Source organism: Arthrobacter sp. CAU 1506, assembly GCF_005047635.1.
Classification (GTDB): Bacteria; Actinomycetota; Actinomycetes; order Actinomycetales; family Micrococcaceae; genus Crystallibacter.
Window position 1 is genome coordinate 95257 of sequence record NZ_SUKC01000007.1, and the last position, 25684, is coordinate 120940.

At 64.6% G+C, this 25684-nt stretch carries 20 protein-coding genes; 9 read left to right on the plus strand and 11 right to left on the minus strand.

Going from position 1 to position 25684, the window contains the following annotated elements; translation table 11 throughout:
- Positions 1 to 157: 157 nt before the first annotated feature.
- The 9 genes from E4J89_RS09925 to E4J89_RS09965 all read right to left on the minus strand — a co-directional run bounded on the left by E4J89_RS09925 (position 158) and on the right by E4J89_RS09965 (position 10308).
- Positions 158 to 1216: a helix-turn-helix domain-containing protein gene (locus tag E4J89_RS09925; protein WP_169303962.1), complete on the minus strand. Its 1059-nt coding sequence runs from the start codon at positions 1214 to 1216 to the stop codon at positions 158 to 160.
- A 156-nt stretch (positions 1217 to 1372) separates the two neighbouring features.
- The gene (locus E4J89_RS09930) at positions 1373 to 2458 is read right to left on the minus strand and encodes a zinc-binding dehydrogenase (protein WP_136785974.1); all 1086 of its coding nucleotides are present in this window, start codon (positions 2456 to 2458) and stop codon (positions 1373 to 1375) included.
- 29 nt (positions 2459 to 2487) lie between these two features.
- Positions 2488 to 3579, minus strand: a complete 1092-nt coding sequence (locus tag E4J89_RS09935; protein ID WP_136785975.1) for a Zn-dependent alcohol dehydrogenase — start codon at positions 3577 to 3579, stop codon at positions 2488 to 2490.
- The gene (locus tag E4J89_RS09940; protein ID WP_136785976.1) at positions 3579 to 4139 is read right to left on the minus strand and encodes a hypothetical protein; all 561 of its coding nucleotides are present in this window, start codon (positions 4137 to 4139) and stop codon (positions 3579 to 3581) included. Before E4J89_RS09940 ends, E4J89_RS09935 begins: the two co-directional genes overlap by 1 nt.
- A gap of 75 nt (positions 4140 to 4214) precedes the next feature.
- Entirely contained in the window at positions 4215 to 5231 is a 1017-nt protein-coding gene (locus tag E4J89_RS09945; RefSeq protein ID WP_136785977.1) for an ABC transporter permease, read from the minus strand.
- Positions 5228 to 6223, minus strand: a complete 996-nt coding sequence (locus tag E4J89_RS09950; protein WP_136785978.1) for an ABC transporter permease — start codon at positions 6221 to 6223, stop codon at positions 5228 to 5230. Before E4J89_RS09950 ends, E4J89_RS09945 begins: the two co-directional genes overlap by 4 nt.
- Entirely contained in the window at positions 6195 to 7787 is a 1593-nt protein-coding gene (locus tag E4J89_RS09955; RefSeq protein WP_136785979.1) for a sugar ABC transporter ATP-binding protein, read from the minus strand. The genes E4J89_RS09950 and E4J89_RS09955 overlap by 29 nt, the downstream gene beginning before the upstream one ends.
- Before the next feature lie 99 nt (positions 7788 to 7886).
- Positions 7887 to 9182, minus strand: a complete 1296-nt coding sequence (locus E4J89_RS09960) for a substrate-binding domain-containing protein (RefSeq protein ID WP_169303963.1) — start codon at positions 9180 to 9182, stop codon at positions 7887 to 7889.
- Between the two features lie 244 nt (positions 9183 to 9426).
- Positions 9427 to 10308 carry a DNA-formamidopyrimidine glycosylase family protein gene (locus E4J89_RS09965; RefSeq protein ID WP_136785981.1) on the minus strand — a complete coding sequence of 294 codons (882 nt, stop codon included), beginning with the start codon at positions 10306 to 10308 and terminating at the stop codon, positions 9427 to 9429.
- A gap of 280 nt (positions 10309 to 10588) precedes the next feature.
- Between E4J89_RS09965 and betT the strand changes: the two genes are divergently transcribed.
- The 5 genes from betT to E4J89_RS09990 all read left to right on the plus strand — a co-directional run bounded on the left by betT (position 10589) and on the right by E4J89_RS09990 (position 19167).
- Positions 10589 to 12796 carry a choline BCCT transporter BetT gene (betT, locus tag E4J89_RS09970; protein ID WP_136785982.1) on the plus strand — a complete coding sequence of 736 codons (2208 nt, stop codon included), beginning with the start codon at positions 10589 to 10591 and terminating at the stop codon, positions 12794 to 12796.
- Positions 12793 to 14289, plus strand: a complete 1497-nt coding sequence (locus E4J89_RS09975) for an aldehyde dehydrogenase family protein (RefSeq protein WP_136785983.1) — start codon at positions 12793 to 12795, stop codon at positions 14287 to 14289. The genes betT and E4J89_RS09975 overlap by 4 nt, the downstream gene beginning before the upstream one ends.
- The gene (locus tag E4J89_RS09980) at positions 14290 to 15924 is read left to right on the plus strand and encodes a GMC oxidoreductase (RefSeq protein WP_136785984.1); all 1635 of its coding nucleotides are present in this window, start codon (positions 14290 to 14292) and stop codon (positions 15922 to 15924) included. It begins immediately after the preceding gene.
- Between the two features lie 264 nt (positions 15925 to 16188).
- On the plus strand, positions 16189 to 18327 hold the full coding sequence (locus E4J89_RS09985; protein ID WP_240691833.1) for a transglycosylase domain-containing protein: 2139 nt from the start codon (positions 16189 to 16191) through the stop codon (positions 18325 to 18327).
- Positions 18328 to 18429: 102 nt separating this feature from the next.
- A complete protein-coding gene (locus E4J89_RS09990) occupies positions 18430 to 19167 on the plus strand; it encodes a GntR family transcriptional regulator (RefSeq protein WP_136785985.1) in 738 nt (245 codons plus the stop codon).
- A 103-nt stretch (positions 19168 to 19270) separates the two neighbouring features.
- Here the strand turns inward: E4J89_RS09990 and E4J89_RS09995 are convergent, their stop codons facing one another.
- On the minus strand, positions 19271 to 19630 hold the full coding sequence (locus E4J89_RS09995; RefSeq protein WP_136785986.1) for a DUF1801 domain-containing protein: 360 nt from the start codon (positions 19628 to 19630) through the stop codon (positions 19271 to 19273).
- Positions 19631 to 20074: 444 nt separating this feature from the next.
- Between E4J89_RS09995 and E4J89_RS10000 the strand changes: the two genes are divergently transcribed.
- The 4 genes from E4J89_RS10000 (at position 20075) to E4J89_RS10015 (ending at position 24228) form a co-directional block, all read left to right on the plus strand.
- Positions 20075 to 21058: a phosphotriesterase gene (locus E4J89_RS10000; RefSeq protein WP_136785987.1), complete on the plus strand. Its 984-nt coding sequence runs from the start codon at positions 20075 to 20077 to the stop codon at positions 21056 to 21058.
- A gap of 54 nt (positions 21059 to 21112) precedes the next feature.
- On the plus strand, positions 21113 to 22075 hold the full coding sequence (locus E4J89_RS10005) for a phosphotriesterase (protein ID WP_240691834.1): 963 nt from the start codon (positions 21113 to 21115) through the stop codon (positions 22073 to 22075).
- A 108-nt stretch (positions 22076 to 22183) separates the two neighbouring features.
- Positions 22184 to 23305: an NAD(P)/FAD-dependent oxidoreductase gene (locus E4J89_RS10010; RefSeq protein WP_136785989.1), complete on the plus strand. Its 1122-nt coding sequence runs from the start codon at positions 22184 to 22186 to the stop codon at positions 23303 to 23305.
- Positions 23302 to 24228 (plus strand): alpha/beta hydrolase, encoded by a 927-nt coding sequence (locus E4J89_RS10015; RefSeq protein ID WP_136785990.1) that lies wholly within the window; start codon positions 23302 to 23304, stop codon positions 24226 to 24228. Before E4J89_RS10010 ends, E4J89_RS10015 begins: the two co-directional genes overlap by 4 nt.
- Positions 24229 to 24708: 480 nt before the next feature.
- Here the strand turns inward: E4J89_RS10015 and E4J89_RS10020 are convergent, their stop codons facing one another.
- Complete coding sequence (locus E4J89_RS10020; protein WP_136785991.1) at positions 24709 to 25650, minus strand: MBL fold metallo-hydrolase; 942 nt, start codon at positions 25648 to 25650, stop codon at positions 24709 to 24711.
- Between the last annotated feature and the right edge of the window lie 34 nt (positions 25651 to 25684).

Genomic DNA, 25684 nt, shown 5'->3' on the forward strand with positions numbered 1-25684 from the left:
GTAAACTCATCTAGCTCACGACCATTTGCTCTCACTGCTGGCTCCTCACTGTCCTCAACCTCGGCCTGCCTTCTCCCGAAGGACAAAAGGACTGCCCTGTCAGCATCGGGTCAGTGACCTCTTTCACACTATCGAAAGGGATCGGATCGACCTTGCGTTACGCCACATCCTTATTGACTAGGAGCGCACTCCCAACGACGCCTCCACGTGTTTTGCGGTTGACTCCGGCACGCGCCTCCCGCGGGCTCAACCCGAAGTGCTTCTTATATGCCCGGCTAAAGTGTGTCGGTTCGAGGAAACCCCACTTGGCAGCAAGTTCGCTGACGGATTCGCTGGCCAGGGACGGATCGACAAGATCGCGGTGGCATCGTTCGAGACGCCGCTCGCGTACCCACGAGCTCACGGTCAGGCCGTTGCGTTGAAAAAGCGCCTGCAGGTACCTGGAGGAGATGAAGTGCGCGGAGGCGATGGAAGCAAGTTTCAGGTCCGGATCGCGCAGGTTGTCTTCGATGTATCCCATGACCTGACGGAGCATTCGACTAGCGTGTGTGGCTTCCTCGGGTGCGAGGTCGAGTTCCGAGACAAGCATGGTGCCCAACAAGTCAACGATGTTATGCGGCAGTCTTGAGCCTCCTGGCCGGGCAAAGTGATCGAGCTGCATCATCAGCTGGGAGATAAAAGGGGAAACGCTCGCAGCGAGTCCGTGGGACCGGTCGAAGCGAACCGCAGTAAGCTGTGCCACCATCTCCGGCGGCAATGCGATCATGTCCCGGGGGAACATCACGATCGCCGTTCTCGCTCCCTCGCTTGAAATGACGGAATAAGGGCGGGTCGTGTCATAAATCGCCAGATCGCCCTGGCGTAAGACCGCTTCGCGCGAGTCTTGCATCACCATGCCCTCACCCTGCAGCATGAGGCTTAGCTTGTAGAACTCCCCGGTGGCGCATTCGCGGATAAGCTCCGGCGTACGTTCTACCGTGTGCTCTGGAGCGGTCACTTCGAAGCAGAACACCCTGTCCCGGCCGGCGGTTCGCATGCGTCCAACGAACGCATTGGCGTGCCTGCTCTTCACTGACAGCGGCATGACCGAGGTGCGCACGAGGTCGGCAAACTCGTCAATCGTCCGCGTGACAGTCGTTTGCACGCCCGGCCCGGCCCCTAACATTGCGACCCTTGAAGCGTTCACAGAAACCTCGCTCTTCGTGCTTGTTGCCATTGGAGTGAGAGCTAGATTACATCTGGGAATTTCTCGCCGAATGGAACATTCCCATCCCATGGGACGATCCCTCAGATTGAACGTTTCATGACGCCATTCAGACAACAGATGGGCTGCGGCTTGAAGCCGCAGCCCATCTTTTGTCGTGTTTCCGCGTCAGGGGAAGGTCACTACCGTGCGCCCGATGTGACTCGTCATCTCCGCGTAGGCCTCATTCACCTCATTCAGCGAGATGGTCCGAGAGACGAGCTCATCGAGCTTGAAGCGTCCTTCGTCGTAGAGCGCGACAAACTGAGGAATGTCTCGCAAAAAGTTGGTAGATCCGTTGAAGATCGGACGGATCCGCACTTGGTTCCAGATGAAGTCCGGCCCGATGCTGATCTCCAGTGTGGCCCCTGGCTTGTTGATCCCGATCACCCCCAGTTCACCCGCTCGGCCCACTGACTCGTATGCCTGCTTTGTCACCTCAGGCCGCCCAACAAAGTCGAAAACGTAGTCCGCGCCGCCTTCTGTGAGCTCCCTGATGGCCGCGACCGGATCCTGGCTGGCAGAGTTCACCACGTCAGTCGCGCCGAACTTTGTCGCATATTCGAGTTTTTCGTCCGCAACGTCGACCGCAATGATGCGTGAGGCTCCAGCGAGCAGCGCTGCCTGGATAGCAGTCAAGCCCAGGCCGCCGCAGCCGAACACTGCGACTGTCGAACCTTCCGGAACCTTCGCTGCGTTAATCACAGCGCCTGCGCCGGCCAGAACCCCGCATCCAAGAATGCAGGCGATCTCGTGCGCGATGGGCCGGTCAACTCGGACCAGATTGTTTTCATGCAGCAAGACTTGCTCCGCAAAACCGCCCAGATTCGCGACGGCCGTGACAGGTACGCCGTCAAGCGTCAACCGCGGCTCCTGCTCCTCCGTGCGCGCCACAAAGCCGGGGTTGCTGCACATATTGATGTCGCCTTGCTGACAGGCAGCGCAGCTTTCACAGTGGGACTGCAGCGAGGCAACGACATGGTCGCCGACCGAAAAACGAGTGGCTTCCGGCCCGACTGCTGCCACCACACCTGAGATCTCGTGCCCAAGTATGGCCGGGACTGGCCATCCACCCAACGAACTGGCGGTCAGGTCGCTGTGGCACAGTCCGCTTGCTTTAACTTCCACCAGCACCTCCCGACCGATGGGGGCAGCGATATTAACATCTGCGAGCCGGAATGATGATCCGATCTCGTCGAGTACGAGGGCTTTCACGATAGTTCGCTTCTTTCAACTAGCTTGTTTTAAAAGTTGGTGACCACAGCGCGCGCCACGGCACCGCCAGCGAGCAGTTCATAACCGCGATCAATCTCATCGAGCGTGATCCGCTCAGAAACAAGGTCAGCCAGGTTAAAGCGGCCCTGCAGATACAAGTCCGCGAACATGGGGATATCGCGATGCGGATTGGTTGACCCCATGGCCACACCCACGATCCGCCGCTGCGGCAGGACGATCTCGCCGAACAGGTCCAGGTCCAGACGGCTTCCCGGCTTTTGCACGCCAATCAGCAGCGCCGTTCCGCCGACGCTCAGCATGCGCACGGCCTGCTCCGCCGTAGGCTGCAGACCGATCACCTCAAACGAGAAGTCCACGCCGCCGCCCGTGAGTTCTTTGACCGCCTCGACTGCGTCGCACTGACCTGCGTCGACGACGTCAGTGGCACCAAACTTCTTCGCGAGCTCCAGCTTTCCGGGCTGCAGATCCACCGCAATAACCCGCGAAGCACCTGCAAGCACAGCACCCTGGATGGTGTTCAAGCCAACGCCACCGCAACCGATAACGGCAACAGTATCGCCGGGCCGGATGCCTGCGGTGTTGATGGCAGCCCCCGCTCCCGTGACGACCCCACACCCGAGCAGGCAGGCGACGTCATACGAGACTTCCTCAGGCAACGGAATAGCAAGGTTTTCATGCACCAGGACATGCTGGGCGAATCCGCCCACGCCCATGAACTGGGTCAGCGCTTCCCCGCGGCGCGAGATGCGAGGAGCATCCGAGGGTTCCCGTTCGAGGCTGGTGGTGCGCTGGCAGCGGTAGGGCCGAGCGGCCCGGCATTCTCGGCAAATACCGCACCCAGCTACCATGCACACCACCACCCGGTCGCCGACCTTTACCGAGGTGACGTCCGCTCCTATCTCGACTATGTCCCCCGCCACTTCGTGACCGAGCAGTGCGGGCATCCGGAACCCGAGTCCGTGTTCAGCTATGGACAGGTCGCTGTGACACAACCCGCTCGCTCGGACCTGCACGACGATCTCGTGCGGTAGAGGATCCGCCAGATCCACGTTTTCGACACTGAATCCCGAGCCGGGTGCGTTGACAACAGCGGCACGCATCAGACAACAGCTCCCTCATGCAGTTCGCTCTCCCGGTCGTCGACGCCATGGAACGGTGCCGGCGGTCCGGCTAGGAAGAAGAAGCCAGGTGTCCCGCTCCCTTCTTCCGGCGTTCCCGTGCACAAGTACAGGTTGTCGTTCACCTTCCGGACCTCATCGAGGAAGCCGATGCTCCCCGCGGCATTGTCGAAGTCGCTGTACTTAAGCATCAGCGTCTCCTTGCCGTCGATCGGAGAAGTCCCGCGGTGCACTCCGAACCGGTCGCGTCGCAGGACTGTACCGTCTGGCGTGCGCAAGCGGTTGTAGCCGGAGGCTCCGTCGCCCTCTTCACCCGGAATACCCTTACCTAGCCAGAAGATGCCGTCGCCGGCTTTGACACGTTCAAGGGCAGCCGCGAACGTCTCCTCGCTCTGGCCCAGATAGTCGATCCCGGCGTACTCCCCCGCCACGTCACCTAGTGCGGGCGCTTCCAACGACTTGAACAGGTTCATCAATGCGTCGTAGTCCAGGGCTGCAAGATGGGACACTTGCCAGTGCTCAATGGGATCTGCATGAAGCATTTTCTTCTCCTCTTTCCGTGATTCATCTCCACTGGTCCGGTGTGGACCACCGTCCAGGCATTTTCGCGTGGGAAGTTATACTCGGTCGCTCATCTTGCGGCCTCGGCCATAGAGCGCCATGGCGATCAGAATGACGGCGCCGTACAGTATCTGCTGGTCACTCGTTGCGAGCCCATGTCCGATAAGCACCGTCGTGATTACAGTCAGCATCAGGGCGCCAATAACGGTCCGGGAGTAGTCGCCGGGCCCGCCGAACACGGTGCCGCCAATAATGACCGCCGCAAGACTTTGGAAAAGGTACGGGCCGCCGATCGAGGTGTTAACCGTTCCTGAGAACGCCGCCAACACGACTCCTGCCAGTCCGGCAAAGAGCGCGCTCAGCGCGAACACAACAATCCACATGCGCCGTACCTTGATGAGTGACAATCCTGCGGCGCGCCCGTTGGCCCCGGCCGCCAGCATCCGCCGGCCCACTGCAGTGCGGTGGATGAAGATGGCCAAGGCGACCGTGACCACAGCCCAAATCGCGATGACAGGCGGGAACGGTAGTCCAAATGTTGTTGATCGAAGTGAAGTCAGCGCCATCAGCCACCCCGGCGCACCGCCAGCGATGGTGCCTTCTGTCTGGATCTGCATGAGCCCCAGCGCAAAGGTGCCCATTGCCAGCGTGACGACCAGTGGCTCCACATTGAATCGGTGGCAGACCCAACCCACAAAACCGCCCAGGATCGCGGTGAACGGGACGAGCAAGAGCAACGCGGTGGTGAAGCTCATGCCATAGAGTTGCGTGAACTGCGTGACGAATACGGCACCGACGACGAGAAAGTTCGCCACCGACATGTCCACACCGCCGATGAGGATCGCCAGTGTTTGACCGATTCCCGCCAGTCCGACGAGGGACGCGAGAATCAGCAACGACTTCACGCTATTCTCCGAGGCGAAACCGTCTAGGGTGAAGGCACCGACGAGGAACGCGACGACTGTAATGGCAATCTGCAGGAGCGGGAATTTGCTCTGCGCCCGGGCCAGTAGTTCAGTCGTGCGGGGACGCTCGTCAATGGTGGGCTCAGCCGCGGCCGACAGGGTTGTCATGAGTTATTCTCCTTACGTGGCGCGGCAATGATCGAGCCGGTGATGACGGCGAACAAGAGCAAGGCGCCAAAGACGAGATTCAGCCAGACCTGGGAAACGTTGAACAACGTCAACATGTTCTGAACCAGGAAGATGACGGCGGCGCCGGCGACAGCGCCCAGCAAGCCGCCTCGGCCTCCAGTAATCACAATGCCGCCGAGGGCGATAGCGGTGATGGCACCAATGACGTATGAAGAACTTGTCGATGCGTCGGCGGAACTCACCAGCGCCGTCAGGGCGATCCCGCCGACCGCGGCTATCACGCCGCCAATGGCGTAGGAAGCGACGCGGATGAGCCCCACGTTGACCCCCGCAGAAAAAGCGGTTGCGTCATTGCCGCCGATTGCATAGAGGTTCCGGCCGAAGGCTGTCCGCACGAAAAACGACCAAAGAGCGAGCGGTACTCCAATTGTCAGCAGCGCACCGGGAATGAACCACACCTGGCTGGCCAAGTTGAGCACCCACCCGTCGAACAGGATCACGGGCGTGGGAGCCAGTCGCAGGTTTATCCCGGCGAGGATGAACATCGAAGCCAACGAGGCCACAATCGGAGGAAGGCGCAGCACGACCGCGAGAAGGCCGTTCAGCGTACCGAGGACTGCACCCACTACCAACAGGATGGGAATCGCAATGTAACCGCCCAGGCCGGCGGGCGTAAGGTAGCCGACCAACAGGATTGAGGCGAAAGTCATCTGTGCACTGATCGAAAGATCGATCCCGCCTCCAATGACTGCCGCTGCGGTCGCCATCGCGGCCAGCGCGATAGGGGCGAATGCCGCGAGTTGTTGTACCGGTCCGAAGTGCGGTTGCACCGCGATGTTGATCGCCAGCATGACAACGGTCAGAATCGTCGCAAAAGCGGCGGGACGCAGCCGGAAGAACAGCCGCATGCTCTCCGCGAGCGGAACCTTGGGGGCGACACTATTACTGGTTCTGCGCAAGACCGTGCTCATCGCGGCTGTCCTTCCCGAAGAAACTTGCAACCAGGCCCTGCCTGGTCAGATCCATATGGTGGAACTCGTGGGTGCACTCGAAGTCATCGAAGACGAGCACCCGATCCATGAGTTCCACATGTTCATCGACCTCTGTGGAGAGCATGACAACGGCCATGCCTTCGGCGGTCAGTTCGCCGAGGAGACGGTAGAGGTCCCGCTTGGCGTTGATATCGATGCCACGCGTGGGATCGTTCAGCAATAAGATCTCGGGTTTCGTTGCCAACCAGCGGGCGATGATGACCTTTTGCTGGTTGCCACCGGAAAGCGTAGTGATCGCGTTGGTTGTGTTCCCGGTCTTGATGCTGAGTCGTGAGACGTAATCGCTGAAGCGTCGCGCCGCAGCGCGGGGGCTGAGGAATCCTCCCCTGACATCCTCATTTACTGTGGCGATGGAAAAATTGTCGAGTATGGACATCCACTCAAAGAGAGACTCGCCCCGCCGCTCTCGCGGCACATATGCGATCCGCTTGGAGTGGGCATTTTCCCGATTGGAGATGACCGCTTCGCGGTCGCCTTCTGTCCGCACCACGTCGCCGGACACATTGCCGAGCCCCGCGAGAGACTTCAGAAATACGTCTTGCCCCTGCCCTTCGAGTCCTGCCAAGCCGACCAGTTCCCCGGCCCGAATCTGGACATCGATAGGGGCTTGTCCCGGCGCCAGCGAGAGCCCCCGTGTTTCCAGAACTACCGGTGCATCCGTGACATGCTCCCGCGTCTCAACCCGGGCGGCAGCGGGGGCCAAGTGGTCGCTTCCGGTCATCATCACCACTAGTTGCTCAGTCGTCCACTTCTCGTCGTCGACAGTTCCCACAGTGATGCCGGAGCGAAGGACGGTGATGCGGTCACCTATCTCCTCGATCTCATCCATTCGATGCGTGATGAGCATGACGCCCACACCTTCTGCGCACAGCCGCTTGACCACGCGGAACAGCCGTGAGCGGCTGTCATAGTCCAGGGCCGATGTCGCCTCATCCAGAATCAGGACGCGCGGGTTTCGCAGCAGGGCGCGGGCAATGCTGCAAACCTGCCGGTCGCTGAGCGAAAGATCCTCAACACGGGAGTCGAGCCGCGGCGGGTGCTCGAGGAGTTCGGCGAGGATCTTCTGGGCACGCTTAGCCTTGTCCGTTTTGCGTACCTTCGTGGTGAAGGACCCGTCTGCACCCAGCCACAGATTGTCCAACACTGTTCGGCTGCCCACCGAGAGTACTTCTTGGAACACAGTCACAATGCCGGCGGCCTGCGACGCCCGGGGTGAGGTGAAGCTTTTAAATCGGGTGCCATCGACGGAAATCTCACCGCTATTGGGGGCATGAATTCCACTGAGAATTTTGACGAGGGTAGATTTACCCGAACCGTTCTCCCCCACGAGCGCGTGAACCTCACCGGCGCGAATGCTGAACGAAGCGTCCCGAACGGCGACGGTAGGGCCGAACCGTTTGCTGAGCGACTGCACGTCCAGCAGCACGCCACCAGGCTCAGATCGATGTGTCTTCGCTTCAGGAGCGCGGAGTTTCGCGTCCATTTTCGCTCACTTTCTTCTTGTAGGGCACAGGGGTGCCCAACCGACCGGTGCGGGCCAGCCGCCGAGGCGGCAGCCAGATCCGCACCGGCCCTGGGTCTACTACTTGCCGGGGTTGGTGAAGTAACCGTTAAGGTATTCCGCGGGAAGCAGTGAACCGACCGTCTTGGTTTCTTCCGCCGAGGTGGTCGACGCGCCTGGCACTGCGTAGTCGTCGATGTTCTCGTTCGTGATGAACTGGGTTTCAAGAGCGATTTGGTTGATCTTCGGGCCTTCGCCCTTCATGGTGCGAAGTGCCACCTCCCACAGCGCTTCGCCGAACTGGGTGCCGGTGCCCGGGACAGCCAAGCCTTCATACCCATCGGAACTCAGCTGGTCCCACCAGGCGAGCGAGGCTGCAGTGGGCAGGTTGTCGAGAATCACCGGCATTTGATCACGGCCGGCATCATCGAAGCCGGCGAAAGTTCCGGCGCCCATGGACGCTACCTGGTACACCAAATCGATGTCTTCCGGATGCGACGCCAGGAAGCTCATCACTCCCGATTTTGCGCCCGGGTCGCTGAAGTTCCCGGCGGGGCTGCCCACAATCTCGATCTCATCGCAGGACTCCACCACCTGTTGCGCGGTGGCCACGGACGTGGTGTTGACCGTCATGCCCTCAATGCCCTGGACGATGAGCATGTTGCCCTTGCCGCCGATCATCTCAACACCACGCGCCACAGTCTGGGCAACGCTGTCGAAGCCGTTCGGACTGATGTTGAGGGCGTACGGTGAAGCAACGTATCCAGTGAATGTCACAGTGGGGATTCCCTTTTCGCCAGCGGAATTCACCGCCCCAACGAGGGCTTCGCCCGACAGAGGCTGGGCAATGATGATGTCTGCGCCCTTGCGGACCAGTTGCTCGAACGCGCGCACCTGGTCGGCCGCCGTCACCTCTCCGCCGGCACCTCCCGGTGTCTCGATCAGCAGGTCAGCGATGTCTCCGGCAGCCTTCGAGTCTTTGGCCAAGCGCTTGATCTCAGTGCTCAACGCAGCGGCTACAGGACTCCCCGAGTCCTGCTGCAGATAGCCAACCGTGACGGGACCCTCTGCCACCTTAGATTTAAGCCCGGCCCACGCGCTCGCCTCAACCTTGTCAGGCCAACCGTTGAACGCCGCGCGCACGTCCTCTGGGAGGTCCTTAAGCAGCCCTTCTGGATCATTCGGTTCAACCACGGGTACGTCGCCGCAACTGGCTTCTGCGATTGCGTCCGCCGCGCCTGCATTGCCACCAGCGCTGGAAGATCCGCCGCCGCCGCAAGCTGCCAGAGCGAGGACAGCCGGCAGCGCCAGTGCCATCAGCATGCCGCCGCGGACACGCTCACGGCGCTTCAATTCTGTAGGAGAGAGCTTGGTCATGTTTACTGTCCGTTCTTCAAGTGTCCATCGCCTTTGAAATGAGACACCTACGGCCGCACCGTGTTCGTTTGAGGCGGCCGAGGATCGACGGGCGGATCTGCTGTGATCGCCACCACGGCAACGATATGGCGGCCCAAAGTGAACGGAGAAGGGGTTAGCGGAGACAGTGCGCGCCAGATCACAAGCCATGCGCAGGAGCGCAATCCGCGGCCGTCATCGCCGACTTATCGGCCCGGTACTCGCCTTACTTGAGGAACTTGGACATGCGGCGGTCGGCCAGCAGCTTGCCGCCGGTCTGGCAGGTCGGGCAGTACTGGAGCGATGAGTCGGCGAAGGACACTTCGTGGACGGTGTCGCCGCAGACGGGGCAGGGTTCGCCGGTACGGCCGTGCACGTGCATGGCATTGCGCTTGGAGTCCTTGAGTTCTTTTGCCGGGCGGCCGGAGGCTTGCTTGATCGCCGATTCAAGCACCCGGTGCATCGCCCAATACAGCCGGTCCACGTCTTCGGGGTCGAGCTTCGCGGCGTTGGCAAACGGGGAGAGCTTGGCGGCGTGCAGGATTTCGTCGCTGTACGCGTTGCCGATGCCGGCGATGGCCGACTGGTCGCGCAGCAGTCCCTTGATCTGCCCGCTGTGCGAGGCGAGCATCTGCGCGAAAGCCGGGGCATCGACGTCGAGTGCGTCAGGCCCCAGCCGGGCAATGCCCGGCACATCGAGCGGATCTTTGACCACGTAGACCGCCAGCGATTTCTTGGTTCCCGCCTCGGTCAGGTCGAAGCCGGGCGCCTCCTCGCCGTCGGCCGCGAAGCGCACCCGCAGCGCCATGGCTCCCTTGCCCGGCCGCAGCCGTCCCGGCTTCAGCGCATCGGACCAGCGGAGCCAGCCGGCCTTGGCCATGTGCATCACCAGGTGCGCGTTGCCGGCCGTGATGATGATGAATTTGCCCCGGCGTGCCAGGTCCGACACCGGTTGGCTGCCCAACGCTTCCAGCGGAACATCCGCCGTTTTTAACACGGCGAAGGACAGCACCTCAACGTCCGCGATCCGGGCCGCAGGCCCCTCCGGCGGCAGCAGCTTCGACCGCAGGAAGTCAACGAGCCCCTGCACTTCCGGCATCTCTGGCATGCCCTCACGGTAACGCAAAATGCGGCTGCAGAGGCCCGGAATTGCGCCAGCTTCCCCCTGCGCGCCCGACATCGTCACTCCTGCGGGGGACCACCGTCAAGCCCGCCGCGGGTGATACCCCTCATGAAAACTGGTGAGCTTGCTCACTTTATTGGTGTGCTACACGCGCGCAGGCGTCGAAATTCGTTCCGTTGCTAGCGTCGAAGGTTGGCCCCGAGAGGCCGTGGCAACCCAGCGAGACCGCGACCAGCACAACCATCATGTGAGGTACGAGACCGATATGAGCACGCCGCCCAAGCCCGCCGCGCCCGGACCCGACACACGGGAGGCTCGACCCGAAGCGCAGACCCCTGTCCCGCCCGCCGGCGACGTTCCGCCCGAACCCGAGCAGCGCACCAGAGTCAACAAGACCGTCTTCATCGGCTCCGCAGTCGGTGTGCTGGGCATCGCCCTGTGGGCCATCATCGACCGGGAGTCGGCGGACGCCGTCATCGGTTCCGCCGTGGCCTGGGTGGGCTCCACCTTCGGCTGGTGGTATTCGCTGATTGTCGTCTCCGTCCTCGTCTTCGTGCTCTTCGTGGCCGTCTCCCGGGTGGGCAAGACCCGGCTGGGGCCGGACCATTCGCGTCCCGCGTTCAACCTCTTTACCTGGACGGCGATGCTCTTCGCCGCCGGCATCGGCATCGACCTGATGTTCTTCTCGGTGGCGGAGCCGGTGACCCAGTATCTGGCACCGCCCACCGGCGACGGTTCCACTGTGGAGGCCGCACGGCAAGCCGTGGTCTGGACGCTCTTCCACTACGGCATTCTCGGCTGGGGCCTCTACGCCCTGATGGGCATGGCACTGGGTTACTTCGCCTTCCGCCACAACCTGCCGCTGAGCATCCGCTCGGCGCTCTACCCGATCCTCGGCAAGCGGATCCATGGTCCGCTGGGCCACGCCGTCGATATCGCCGCCATGCTGGGCACCATCTTCGGCATTGCGACCAGTCTGGGCATCGGCGTCGCGCAGCTGAACTTCGGTCTGAGCTTCCAGTTCGGCATCCCGGAGAACACGGTGGTGCAGATCGCGCTGATCGCCGTGGCCGTGGTGATGGCGACCATCTCGGTGCTCACCGGGGTTGAGAAGGGCATCCGCCGGCTCTCCGAACTCAACGTCATCCTGGCCATCTCCCTGATGATCTTTGTTCTGATCACCGGTTCCACGCGTTTCCTGCTGGACGGGATCGTGACCAACATCGGTGACACGCTCTCCCGTTTCCCGTCGATGGCGCTGGACACGTTCGCCTACGACCGGCCGGATGACTGGCTCAACGGCTGGACGCTGTTCTTCTGGGCCTGGTGGATTGCCTGGGCACCGTTCGTGGGCCTGTTCCTGGCGCGCATCTCCCGGGGGCGCACGCTGCGCGAGTTCATCGTGGGCGTGCTGGTGGTGCCGTTCGCGTTCATCCTGCTGTGGATCTCGATCTTCGGCAACAGTGCCCTGGAGATTGTGGCCGGCGGAAACGCGGCCTTCGGCGAGGTGGCCATGAGCCAGCCCGAACGCGCGTTCTACGGCCTATTGGAGCAGTATCCGATGGCCCCGCTCAGCGCCGCGATCGCCACCTTCACGGGGCTGCTGTTCTACGTCACCAGCGCCGATTCGGGCGCTCTGGTGATGAGCAACTTCACTTCCTACCTCAAGGACGCCGATTCGGACGGCCCCAAGTGGCTGCGCGTCTTCTGGTCCGTCGCCACCGGACTGCTAACCCTTGGCATGCTGCTGGTGGGCGGGGTGCCCACGCTGCAGAGCGCCACTGTGATCATGGGCCTGCCGTTCTCGGTGGTGCTGGTGTTCATCATGCTGGGCCTATACAAGGCCCTGCGACTGGAGACCGCCCTGGCGGACAGCTACCAGGCCGGGCTGCACGCAGTGCTCAACTCCCGCACCAACGTGCCGGCCGGCGCGGACGGCCGCCGCGGCTGGCGCCAGCGCCTGGCCCGGGCGATGAACTACCCGGGCCGTCGCCAGGCCCAGCGCTTTGTGTCCGAGGTGGCGGTTCCGGCGCTCTCCGATGTGCGCCGCGACCTCGCCAACCGCGGCATGGAGGCCACGATCGAGACCCATACCGTCGAAGCATTTGGCATCGATTCGGTGGACTTTTGTGTGGAGCTCGACGGCGAACGGACCTTCAAGTACCAGGTCTTCCCGGTGCAGAACGACGTGCCGTCCTACGCCCGCTCCTCCGCTGCCGCCGGGAAGTACTACCGGATCGAAGTGTTCTCGCTGGAGGGCAGCCACGGCTACGACCTGATGGGGTACAGCAAGGACGAAGTCATCGCCGACGTGCTGGACCACTACGAGGTGCACCTTGAGTTCCTGCACCAGCACCGCGCCACCCTGCCGTACACCACGGCCGCCGAAAGCGTCCCAGCCAAGGCGGACTGGGACACCGATTACGACACGGTTGACGAACCCGTCGCCGCACTTCCGAAGGAGACACCATGACCAACACCGCCTCCACCTTGTTCATCAACGGCGCTTGGGAGCCGGCCGCGTCCGGCGCGGTGCGCGAAATCCGCAACCCCGCCGACGGCCAGCTGGTCGCCACAGTGTCCGAGGCCGGCCGGGAGGACGCCGAACGCGCCATCGCTGCGGCCCGCACCGCGTTCGACTCCGGCGTCTGGGCGTCCGTCCCGGCGCCCGAGCGCGGCGACTTCCTGCTGAAGGTCGCGGCCGGGCTGCGTGAGCGCCGCGAGGAATTCGCCCGCGCCGAGTCGCTGGACACCGGCAAGCGGCTGGTCGAAAGCCGGCTGGACATGGACGACATCGCCGCCTGCTTCGACTACTTCGGCAAGCTCGCCGGCCAGCAGGCCGGCCGGATGGTCGACGCCGGCGACCCCGCCGTCGTCAGCCGCATTGTGCACGAGCCGGTGGGCGTCTGCGGCATGATCACGCCCTGGAACTACCCGTTGCTGCAGGCGGCGTGGAAGATCGCGCCCGCGCTGGCGGCCGGCTGCACGTTTGTGCTGAAGCCCGCCGAGCTCACCCCATCCACGGCCATCCTGACCATGCAGTTGCTCCAGGACCTGGGCCTGCCGGATGGTGTTGCCAACCTGGTGACCGGAACCGGCGCGGAAGCAGGCGCACCGCTCTCCGAGCACCCCGACGTCGATCTGGTCTCCTTCACCGGCGGGCTGGTGACCGGCCGGGTGGTCGCGGCGGCCGCCGCCGGCACCGTGAAGAAGGTGGCGCTGGAACTGGGCGGCAAGAACCCCAACGTGGTGTTCGCCGACGCCGACTTTGACGCGGCCGTCGACAATGCGCTGAACGCGGCCTTTGTGCACTCCGGGCAGGTCTGCTCCGCCGGGGCGCGGCTGGTGGTCGAGGAGTCCATCGCCGAGCGGTTCGTCGACGAGCTGGTCCGCCGCGCCGAGGGCATTCGCTTGGGCGGCCCGTTCGACGAGGCCGCGGAGACCGGACCGCTGATCTCGGCCGCGCACCGGGAGAAGGTGGACAACTACGTCCGGCGCGGCGTGCAGGAAGGCGCGCGGCTGCGCTGCGGCGGCGCCGCCCCGGAAGGCGCCGAGTACGACGACGGTTTCTACTACCTGCCGACCGTGCTGGACCGCGTCGAGCGCGGCATGTCCGTCGTCGTGGACGAGGCCTTCGGCCCGGTGGTGACCGTGGAGACGTTCCGCACCGAGGACGAGGCCGTGGCCACCGCGAACGACACAGTCTACGGGCTGGCCGGCGCGGTCTGGACGCAGGACGCCGGCAAGGCCCAGCGGGTGGCCGGCCGGCTGCGGCACGGCACCGTCTGGATCAACGACTTCCACCCCTACCTCCCGCAGGCCGAATGGGGCGGCTTCGGCCAGTCCGGCGTCGGCCGCGAACTCGGCCCCACCGGCCTGGCCGAGTACCAAGAGGCCAAGCACATCTACCAGAACACCAGCCCGCAGGTGACCGGCTGGTTCGCTGACCACGGCAAGGAGAGCTGAATGCACATCGACAACATCGACAACCTGGTGGACCGCGAGTTCGACTACATCGTCGTGGGCGGCGGATCCGCCGGCGCCGCCGTCGCCGCCCGGCTGAGCGAGGATCCGGCCGTGTCCGTGGCCCTGGTCGAGGCCGGCCCGGACGACCGCGGCGTGCCCGAGGTGCTGCAGCTGGACCGCTGGATGGAACTGCTCGAATCCGGCTACGACTGGGACTACCCGATCGAGCCGCAGGAAAACGGTAACTCCTTCATGCGCCACTCCCGGGCGAAGGTGATGGGCGGCTGCTCCAGCCACAACTCGTGCATCGCGTTCTGGGCCCCGCGCGAGGACCTGGACGAGTGGGAGTCCAAGCACGGCGCCGCCGGCTGGAACGCCGAGGCCGCTTGGCCGCTGTACCAGCGGCTTGAGACCAACGAGGACGCCGGCCCGGCTGCCCCGCACCACGGCGACTCCGGCCCGGTGCACGTGATGAACGTCCCGCCGGCCGACCCCACCGGTGTGGCGCTGCTGGACGCCTGCGAGCAGGCCGGCATCCCGCGCGCCACGTTCAACGACGGCACCACCGTGGTCAAGGGCGCCAACTTCTTCCAGATCAACCGCCGGGCCGACGGCACCCGCTCCTCCAGCTCGGTGTCCTACATCCACCCGATCATCGAGCGCGAGAACTTCACCCTGCTGACCGGGCTGCGCGCCCGCCAGCTGGTGTTCGACGCGGACAAGCGCTGCACCGGCGTCGACGTTGTGGACGCCGCCTTCGGCCGGACCTACCGGCTGTCCGCCCGGCGCGAAGTGGTGCTGTCTACCGGCGCGATCGACTCGCCGAAGCTGCTGATGCTCTCCGGTATCGGCCCGGCCGCGCATCTGGCCGAGCACGGCATCGACGTGCTGGTCGACTCCCCCGGCGTCGGCGAGCACCTGCAGGACCACCCGGAGGGCGTGGTCCAGTTCGAGGCCAAGCAGCCGATGGTTACCGAATCCACCCAGTGGTGGGAGATCGGCATCTTCACGCCCACCGAGGATGGCCTGGACCGTCCGGACCTGATGATGCACTACGGTTCGGTGCCGTTCGACATGAACACGCTGCGGCACGGCTACCCCACCACGGAAAACGGCTTCAGCCTCACCCCGAACGTCACGCACGCCCGATCGCGCGGCACCGTGCGGCTGCGCAGCCGCGACTTCCGCGACAAGCCGATGGTCGACCCCCGGTACTTCACCGACCCGGAGGGCCACGACATGCGCGTGATGGTGGCCGGCATCCGCAAGGCCCGCGAAATCGCCGCCCAGCCCGCCATGGCGGAGTGGGCCGGGCGGGAACTGTCCCCGGGCATCGAGACGCAGACCGACGAGGAGCTGCAGGACTACATCCGGAAGACGCACAACACCGTCTACCACCCGGTCGGCACGGTGCGGATGGGCCCGGTGGAGGACACCATGTCGCCGCTGGACTCCGAGCTTCGGGTCAAGGGCGTCACCGGCCTGCGGGTTGCCGATGCTTCGATAATGCCCGAGCACGTGACCGTCAACCCGAACCTCACCGTGATGATGATTGGCGAGCGCTGCGCTGACCTCATCCGCGGCCGCCAGGCCAGCGATGCAACAACGGCGGCGGCAGGCTCGGCCCGGGCCTAGCCACTGTCCGTCGGAAGGCGGGGCATCGTCGGACAACGACGATTCCCCGCCTTTCGTAGCTTCTGCGGAAGCACGACGGCGGCGCCCGGGCCCGTTGTCGACCGGCTTTCGTCGACATGTGGCTGGCCTCAGGCTGGCCAGGTTGACGCCGCAAATCCGGTGCCCAAAACCTCTACCGCAGCGCCGTTGGAGCTTCTACCCTTTTCTATACTGCTCCGTCTGTCGGGAAGGAGGGGTGCGGGAACCGCCGGCGTCGGGGTCTGCGTGCCCGACGCTCCGCCGGAGGATTTCGCCCGGATCCGTCGGCCGGTTTTCGCACAACGGATCATGTGGCCCTTTCGACGCAACAGGCCTGAAGAGGTCGAGTTCGACGACCTGATGGAGACTGCCCGGCGCCCGAAGAAGAAGCGCCGGCGCCGCCGCCTGGACCTGTGGCTGGTGAGTGTGGCGGTGGCCGCCTTTGCCGCGGGGGCACTCGTCGCGCCCGCGGCGGTGGGAGTGTCCGCCGTCGGAAATTCCGTCCTCGACATGTGGCAAACCCTGCCGACCGATCTGCCGGTGGACCGCCCGTTGGCGCAGCGCACCGTCCTGCTGGACAAGGACGGCAAGGAATTCGCCCGCTTCTACAGCGAGAACCGGGTTGATGTTCAGCTGGACCAGGTATCGGAGGCCTTCAAGAAGACCCTGGTCAGCACCGAGGACGCCCGCTTCTACGAACACGGCGGGGTGGACCCTCTGGGCATCACCCGGGCCCTGTTCCACAACATCACCAGCACTGACGTCCAAGGCGCTTCCACCCTCACCCAGCAACTGGTCCAGAACATCCTGGTCAACCATGCGCGGAACGCGGAGGAAGACAAGGTTGCGGTCGGCGACACCTACAACGCCAAGATCCGCGAAATGAAGTACGCCGTCGCGCTGGAAAAACAGTTGCCCAAAGATGAGATCCTGCTGCGCTACATGAACGCGGTCTATTTCGGGAACCGCGCCTATGGGGTGGAGGCCGCTGCCCGCTACTACTTCAGCAGGTCGGCGTCGGAACTCAACTATGAACAATCGGCCCTGCTGGTGGGGCTGCTCAAGGCGCCGACCGCCTTCGACCCCTTCACCCACCCCGAGGCCGCCACCGAACGGCGCAACACCGTACTGGAGGTGCTGGAAAGCAGGGGGGTGTTGTCGGCGGACCAGGCGCAGGCCGCCCGCAAGGCACCACTAGGGGTAAAACGCGGTTCCGAGCCCTCCGGCTGCGGCGGGTCCAAGTATCCGTTCTACTGTGAGGCAGTCCGGGAAGAAATACTCTCCAACCCGGCCTTCGGGAAAACCGCAAAAATCCGCGAGCAGCGCTTCAACTTGGGCGGGCTGACCCTGACCACCGCGTTGGACCGGAAGGCTGCCAACGCAGCACAAAAAGCCGTGGAGAAGGCGCTGGGCAATGGCAATCGCGGGGCCTTGGGCACCGCCGTCGTGCAGCCGGGAACCGGCCATGTAGTCGCCATCGCGCAGAACCGCGAATGGGGCAAGGGCAAAGGCAAGACCCAGGTGGTCTACGTTCGCAACGCGTTCCAAGTCGGGTCGGCCATGAAGCCGATCGTGCTCGCCACCGCGCTCACGCAGGGCATTCACACCTCCACCAAGTTCCGTGCCGACGGCCCCTACCGCTCGAAGAAACTGGACAACCCGAAGGGCGGCTACATCAACTACGACAACGTCGACTACGGAGTCATCAACGCCCGCCAAGCCGTCCGCGCCTCGGTGAACATCTATTTCATCAAACTCATCGAGCGTGTCGGTGTCATCAACGCGGCCAAGATGGCCAACAAGCTCGGCATCACCTCCATCGACCCCGACAAGCTGAGCGGCAGGGAGGGCTCCCTTGCGCTCGGTGCCTACGAAGTGACGCCGCTGCAAATGGCCAGCGCCTATGCCGCCTTCATGAGCAACGGCACGGTCTGCAAACCGGTCATGGTGATTAAGGCAGTCGCTACCGACACCAAAAAGAAGCTGCCCGTTCCGGACCCCGACTGCCATCGCGCCATCAAGCCCGCCGTCGCGGACACCGTGGCGAATGTGCTCCAGGAACCTTTCAACCCGAGGGGAACCCTGGGACCGCGGATCGAACTCGCGGGCAACCGGGAGGCCGGGGCCAAAACCGGGACCACCAACGACTTCGCAGCGAACTGGATTGTCGGCGGCACGCCGCAGCTCATGGCTGCCGTCTGGCTCGGGGATCCCCGCGGTGGGGCGCAGCACCCGCTCACCAAACTCACGGCCTACGGCAAGACCTACGAAGACCTGACCGGCTCCGAAGTGGCCGCACCCGTTTGGAAGGAAACCATGGACGGCGCGCTCAAGGGCGAAAAGAAGCTGGAGTTGCCCGAGGCCCGCCGCTCGTTGACCAAATAGACCTACCGCCCGCCCGCGCCTGCCCGCACAGTTGCCGCCGTTCGGCTGTTCCAGCACATAGGGTTGATGTGATCATCACCTGAACTGGAGGACCGACCACCGATGGCGTCTGGCGAACTCGACTTCTCGTCCGGGGTCCCGCTGTACCGGCAGATCAAGGAGATCCTGCGCCGGGAGATCGCGGACGGAGTGGCGGATCCGCAGAAGCCGATGACGGAGGCGCAACTGCTCAGCCGGTTCGAGGTCAGCCGCGCCCCCATCAGGCAAGCACTCATGGAGCTAACCAGCGACGGGTACGTCTACCGGAAGCAAGGCAAAGGGACCTTCCCGGCCAGGGGTCTCCGGGTGCATAGGCCGGCCGATGTCCAGTCCGGACGTTTTTACCAGTTCCTGGTGGAAAGCGGGATGCATCCGTCGTCGAAAGTCTCCGCCCCTAAATGGGTGGAACCGCCCGCCGAAGTCGGCCAACTGCTGGGCATCGACGAACACGAGAGGCTCCTGCATTTCACCCGCCTGATTTCGGTCGAGGGCGCGCCGCTGGCCGAGGCGACCGTGTACATTCGCGCGCCGCGCGACTTCAACCCCACGGTGCAGGAACTGGAAGAGAGCGGCTCGGCTTTCGAACTGCTGGAACATGGCTACGGCATCACGCTGGGTCGGTCGGAACACGAGGCGTGGGCGACGGCGGCGACCGCCGATAACGCCGCCACCTTGGGCGTCAGCGTGGGAAGCCCGCTGCTGGTCATCGACACGGTCTTCCGGACCGCGGGCGGCCGTCCCATCGGCTGGCGCACGGCCCTGCACCACGCCGAAAACTTCAAGTACCGGTTTACTCAGTAGCTCTCCGACGGCGGCCTCGGGTGTGCCCGGCGGCGGAGCGGTGCGGTGCGCCGAGGCGACCGACTCCGGTGGCGGAGCGGTGCGGTGCGCCGAGGCGACCGACTCACACCTTGCCCGAAGGCAGCTGCTGTAGCCGCCACGCGATGATCTCGCGCATGAGCTCGGTCGGGAGCGGGGCGTCATGGCGCAACTGGATCAGGTGCTCGGTGGTTCCAAAGTCAGCCAGCTCTGCGGAGAAATGCGCGATCGCGTCTGGGGTCGGATAGAACCCGATGTGGCGCTTCGTTCCGGTGAAGAAGAACAACGGCTCAGTGCCGAGTTTGAAGGTCGGCATACGCCAACTGATCGATTCTTCCGCCTCATCAGGCACAGCCGTCCGGATCAATTCGTACACGGACAACAGCCGATTTCGTACGTCACCGTCGTACTGGTCGATGTACTCGATGATCGAACTCGCAGTCATGGCGGTCTCCCTTTTAGCCGACGTCGGTGGGGCGACGGTCGCAGCTTGAGCGATGCCGCAAACCGATCCTATGACAGCCGAACACAAGCACCCGGCGAATAGCCCGGTGACGGGTCCACTGCGAAACAGCGTTCACAAGCGCCGCCCTGGGCTCGCTGGGGGGGACACTTCGGTCCGGGCAATCGGCCTGCGCCAGCACCCCCTGACGGCCCCAGAACAACCGGTCGGTAATGGCATTGACTTTCACCCGACATCGTGTAAACCTAGTTTACAGGTAATCGGGGTCACATGTTCGGGCCGCCGGCAGCCATCCGGCCGGTGCTCGTTTCCTTCGATTACCGACGCCTGCACCGAGTTCGGCGAGGAATCCATCCAGAGGTCGCGGTGCATGATCCTTCCCAGCGCGTGACGCCCCGGCGTGACGTACAACGAAAGGTTGTGCCGATGACGGATACAACGACTTCCACCCCCGAAACCGTCAACACGGTCCTTGGCCCTGTTCCTGCTCACGAGCTGGGCGTGGTCGCGGTCCACGAAGCACTGCTCTCCGTCCTGCCGGGCGCGCAGTACGCCCCGGACATTTCCATGGACCGGGCCGAGATCTTCGAGGCCTTGGCCGCGAAACTCGCCGACTTCCGCGACAAGGGCGGCAAGACCATCGTGGACAGCACCGGCATGTTCCACGGCCGCGACCTCAAGCTCTACGAGGCACTGTCCCGCTCCACCGGGGTGCACATCATTGCCTCCACCGGCCTGGGCCCGGAGGAAGAACTCGGCGGCTACTTCCTGACGCCGCAGACCAACCCGCCCACGCCGTGGCCGGCCGAGAAGTTCGAGGACCTCTTCGGCAAGGAGGTCACCGAAGGCATGGTGGTCCCCCGGGTTGAACGCCGCGCCGCCGCCGGGATCGTCACCACCACGGCCGACCGCTCCGGCATGACTCCCACCGAGGAAAGCCTGTTCCGCGGCTCCGCCCGCTCGGCCAAGAACACCGGCGTGCCGGTCTCCATCCGCTTCGGCGCCGACGTCCTGCACGACCTGGACGTGGTCCTCGACGAGCAGATCGGCGCGGACCGCGTGCTCGTCGGGGATGTGGACCGCAAGGACGCCGCCAAGTTCGCCCTCGAGGTCGCAGGCCGCGGAGCCTTCGTCGGCATCGACCACGTGGGCCTGGACGACGACGAGGCCTACCTGACCGACCGCGAGCGGGCCGATCTGGTGCTTGAACTCGTCAAGGCCGGCCATGCGGACAAGATCATTCTTTCCGGCAACTCCATCGGCGTCGCCAAGGGACTGCCGGAGTACAACCTGCCGTACAGCCACGTGCTGGCAACCTTTGTGCCCTTCCTCAAGGGCCAGGGCCTGAGCGACGATGACGCGCAGACCATCCTGGTGGACAACCCCCGCCGCCTGCTGACGGTGCGCTGACCGCCCCTGGCGAGCACCGCCGTCGTACATCAACACAGCTTTTCTAATCACGAGGTGAGGGTCTTGACCAAAGTAAACACCGTGCTGGGAACCATCCCGGCTGAAGAACTGGAAATCGTGGCGGTCCACGAACACATCGGCTACGGCATGCCCGGCTCCGAGCTGGACACCAAGTGGTGGAAGTCACCGGAGCAGGCCTACGAGGAAACCGTGCCGAAGCTGCGGAAGTTCCGCGAGTACGGCGGCGGCACGTTTGTGGACGCCACCGGCATCTGCAACGGCCGCGACATCGACTACTACCGGTCGCTGTCCCGCAAGACCGGCGTCCATATTGTGGCCTGCACCGGCTTTGTGGGCGGCGACACCGCCCTGCCGCACTTCTCGCGGGCGTCGGTGGACTACCTGGCCAAGGTGTTCATCCACGAGATCACCGTGGGCATCGGCGACACCGGCGCCAAGGCCGGCGTGATCAAGGTGGGCGTCAGCCGCGGCGGCAAGATGACCGAGCTGGACAAGCGCATTTACCGGGCCGCGGCGCGCGCCGCCGTGGTCACCGGCGTGCCGATCCTGACCCACCTGGCCATCGACCCCGAACCGGCCGTGAACATCTTCAACGAAGAAGGCCTGCCGCTGGACCGGGTGCTCTTCGGCCACGCCGACGACGGCCTGAACGCCCCGATCACCCCGCACGACTGGATTTACGAGCAGGGTGGCCGGATCGGCTTCGACACCTTCGGCTACGACCTTGAACTGCCGGACCCGCCGTTCTGGGGCCGCAAGCGTGCCGAGCGGATGGAGCACTTCGTCAACCTGGTGAACAAGGGCTACGCGGACAAGCTGCTGGTCTCGGCCGACGCCAACTGCAGCCCGCTGGGCTGGCCGGGAGTGAAGGGCCACACCATCAACTACATCTTCGAGGACATGCTGCCTGACATGCGCGCCGCCGGCATCGACGAAGTCACCATCAAGCTCCTGCTGGAAGACAACCCGGCGGACTTCCTGTCCATCAAGGCCTAAGCACCGACCATTGATCCGCACCCCGCCGCGCCACAGACGACGACGGCGGGGCTCACCATCCATCCCCGAGGTCGCCCCCCGCGGCGTCCAGTGAAGGAACACAGAATCATGAAGACTTCCGACATCCAGAACCTGAAGGTTGCCGTCGTCGGTGGCGGCTACGCCGGCGCCTCCGCCGCCCTGGCCCTGCTGCAGCTCGGCGCCGATGTGCACGTCTACGAGCAGGCCCCCGAGCTGGGCGAAGTGGGTGCCGGCATCGGCCTGCGCCCGCCGACCGTCGAGGTGCTGCGCAAGTGGGGCGTGTTCGAAGAGTTCGCCAAGGTTTCCGCCCCGTCCGAGGCCATCGAGGTCTACCAGGCCAACGGCGAGCTGATCGCCCGCGACCCGTGGCCGGGCATCAACGAATACGCCCAGACCAACCACTGCCGCATGGTGCACCGCGGTGACGTCATCGAGACCCTGCTGCGCTTGCTGCCGGCCGAACGGGTGCACATCGGCCACAAGATGATCACCGTCACAGACAACGGCGACTCCGCCACCGTGAAGTTCGAGAACGGAGTGGAGGTCACTGCCGACCTGGTGCTGGGCGCCGATGGCATCCGCTCCAGCGTCCGCAACCAGATCTTCGGCGAAGTCCAGCCGGTGTTCTCCCACACCATCGCCATGCGCGCCGTGATCTCCGCCGACAACGCCTACGGCCTGGTGGAGAACGACAACTTCCGCGTCTACGTGGGTCTGAACGGCACCACCGTGTACTTCCTGCCGCTGCGCCACCGCAACCAGGTGTCCTTCGACATCACCGCCCCGAGCGAGGACACCACCTGGGCGCCGGAGGTCACGCACGAGTACATCGGCCAGCTGCTGGAGGGCTTCGACGAGCGGCTGCAGAAGATCGGCCAGGAACTGGACATCGCCGCGATGACCAACCGCGGCGTCTACGACATCGAGAAGCAGCCGAACTGGCACACCAACAGCGTTGCACTGGTGGGCGACGCCGCGCACGCCATGCTGCACCACCAGGGCCAGGGCGCCAACTCCGCCATGCAGGACGCTGCCTGGCTGGCCGATGCCATCAAGGACGGCGCCGACCTGCAGGACGCGCTGCGCACCTACCAGGCCAAGCGCAAGCCGATCACCGACGTGCTGCAGGACATCTCCCGCAAGCCGTTCGACATTGGTGATTCCTTCCCGGAGACCACGTCCTTCAAGAAGGGAGCTGGTGTCGAGTGACCATCCACCCCGAGATCGGCAAGCTGCTCGCCACACTCCCGCCGTTCGACCACAGCGTCCGGCCGGACCCTGTGGGCAAGCGCGCCGGCGACCTGCAGTTCGTCGCTCCGCTGGAGGACCGGCTGCCGCTGCACGCTGTGGAGGACTCGGTGGCGGTCACGGCGGCGGGCGACGTTCCGGTGCGGATCTATACCCCGGCCGAAGCAGATTCCTACGGCCTGCTGGTCTACTTCCACGGCGGCGCGTTCTTCTCCGGCAGCCTGGAGACGCACGACCACGTGGCGCGCGCGCTGGCCAAGGAGAGCGGTTACAAGGTCATCTCTGTCGGCTTCCAGCTGGCACCGGAGGCACCCTTCCCCACCAGCCTGCAGGAGTGCTACGCCGTGGTCCGCTGGGCCGCCGAGCAGGGCGAAAGCCTGGCCTGGGACGGTACCCGACTGGCGCTGGCGGGCGACAGCTCCGGCGCCAACCTCGTGGCCGCGGTGACGGCGACGGCGCATGATGACGGCTTCGACCGGATCACGCACCAGGTCCTGTACTACCCGTCCGTGGACCTGGACTTCGACGAGGACCGCTATGCCTCGCTGCGCGAGAACGCCACCGGCTACGGCCTGGAGACCCCGGCGCTGAAGCCCTGGAACTCGTTCTACATCGAGAGCGGCGCGGATCCGGCCGATCCACTGGTCTCGCCGATCAAGCGCGAGGACCTCTCCGGCCTGCCGAAGGCCCTGGTCATCACCGCCGAGTACGACCCGCTGCGAGACGAGGGCGAACTCTACGGCCAGCGCCTGAAGGACGCCGGCGTGGACACGACAGTGAGCCGTTACGCCGGGGCCAACCACGGCTTCGTCCAGAACTTCTTCTGGATTCCGGAGTTCTACCGGGCCTTCCAGGAGACGGCGGAGTTCCTGAACCAGGGCTGACCCCAAAAGCACGACGGCGGTGCCCTGCCCTATGGGGCCCGCCCACCACGGCGGCGGCACGGGTCTTCGGACCTGTGCCGCCGCTTTCTCCTCCTCCGCACGGATACTTGGCCGCGCCATTTACTCGCGCCCCGCACCGTCCCCGTTCAACTCGGCAGTCTAAACGCCACCATCAAGGGCCCGACGGCGCTGCCCGCCTCTCGGCGCCCCGCCCCAAAGCGACGTGCACCATAGCGGCGCTCACTCCGCGGAGGGTGCGCCGCCGTCGCTCTATTGAGTTTCCGTCGCTCCCCTCAAACGTCGCTCCCCTTAAACGACTGTACGGATGTGGCCCCTGTCCGGCGCGAAAAGGGGCCGTATCCGTACAGTCGATTTGTAGGTGGGACCTGCAGGAGGCGGGCGTCGGTAGGTCTGGCCCTCGGGACGCGTGAGCAGCGGGGCTGCGGCAGCTTTGCAAGCGCTGACGCCCCACCGCAGCGGTCAGCGGGCGGCGTCAAACTCCTGGCGGTAGCCGTGCAGCGTGGTGAAGAACGGGGAGGGCTCCAGCGCCGGGTTCCCGGTGTAGCCGATCGCCTCGGCAACCGGTTCGAACGGGGAGTACGCGGAGTCAGTGGCCTGAAGCCCGTCCTGCAGGCACTGCCGGGCGGCCCCGGCGATGCGGGCTTCCAGATCGATGCTGAACTGCAGGGCCTCCCGGGCGCGCTCGGCATCGAGGCCAATCTCGTAGGGAACCCCGTTCGCGTCGCGGTACGGGTGCCCCAGGAACAGTCGGTTGGGCCGGACCTCGTCGCGCAGGTACTCCAGGCTCTTGCGGTAGGCGGCCGGCTCCTCGTAGCCGGGGAAGCCGTTCGCGGCACCGTGGGCCTGCACCGCGTCGCCGACGAAGACGTCGTTCTGCCCGTCGATGACGTAGGCCACGGAGCCGGCGGTGTGGCCGGGAATGTGGTGCACGGAGACGGTTACGCCGCCGCCGAGGTCCAGTTTCTCACCGCCCTGCACCAGCAGCGTGGGCTCCATCTCGCCGGAGATCACCTTGTTGGCCGCCTGCGTCTGCTCCTCGATGGCGTTCGGGTTGTCCAGGTACTGCTGGCGTACCTGGACGTAGTTGTCAACGTGCGCGCGGCGGGAGCGCAGCAGCGGCGCGTCGCCCTGGTGGATCACCACCTGCGCCTTGCGTCCGGTGAGTTCCCACAGCGCATGCGCACCGCCGAGGTGGTCGATGTGGCCGTGCGTCAGCAGGATCCAGCGCACGTCCTCGATCCGGCGGCCCAGCTTCTCCAGCTCGGGGATCATGCCCTCCACCGGCGAGGTTGTGATGCCGGTATCCACAATGGCCGGCTCGAGGGCATCGATGAAGAAGCTGTAGAGGCCAAAGCGGCCCCACGGCGACACCAGCGGATGGACTTTCACGTCGTGCGTCATGCTGCTCTCCTCAACTCCGGAACCGGCTGGATAG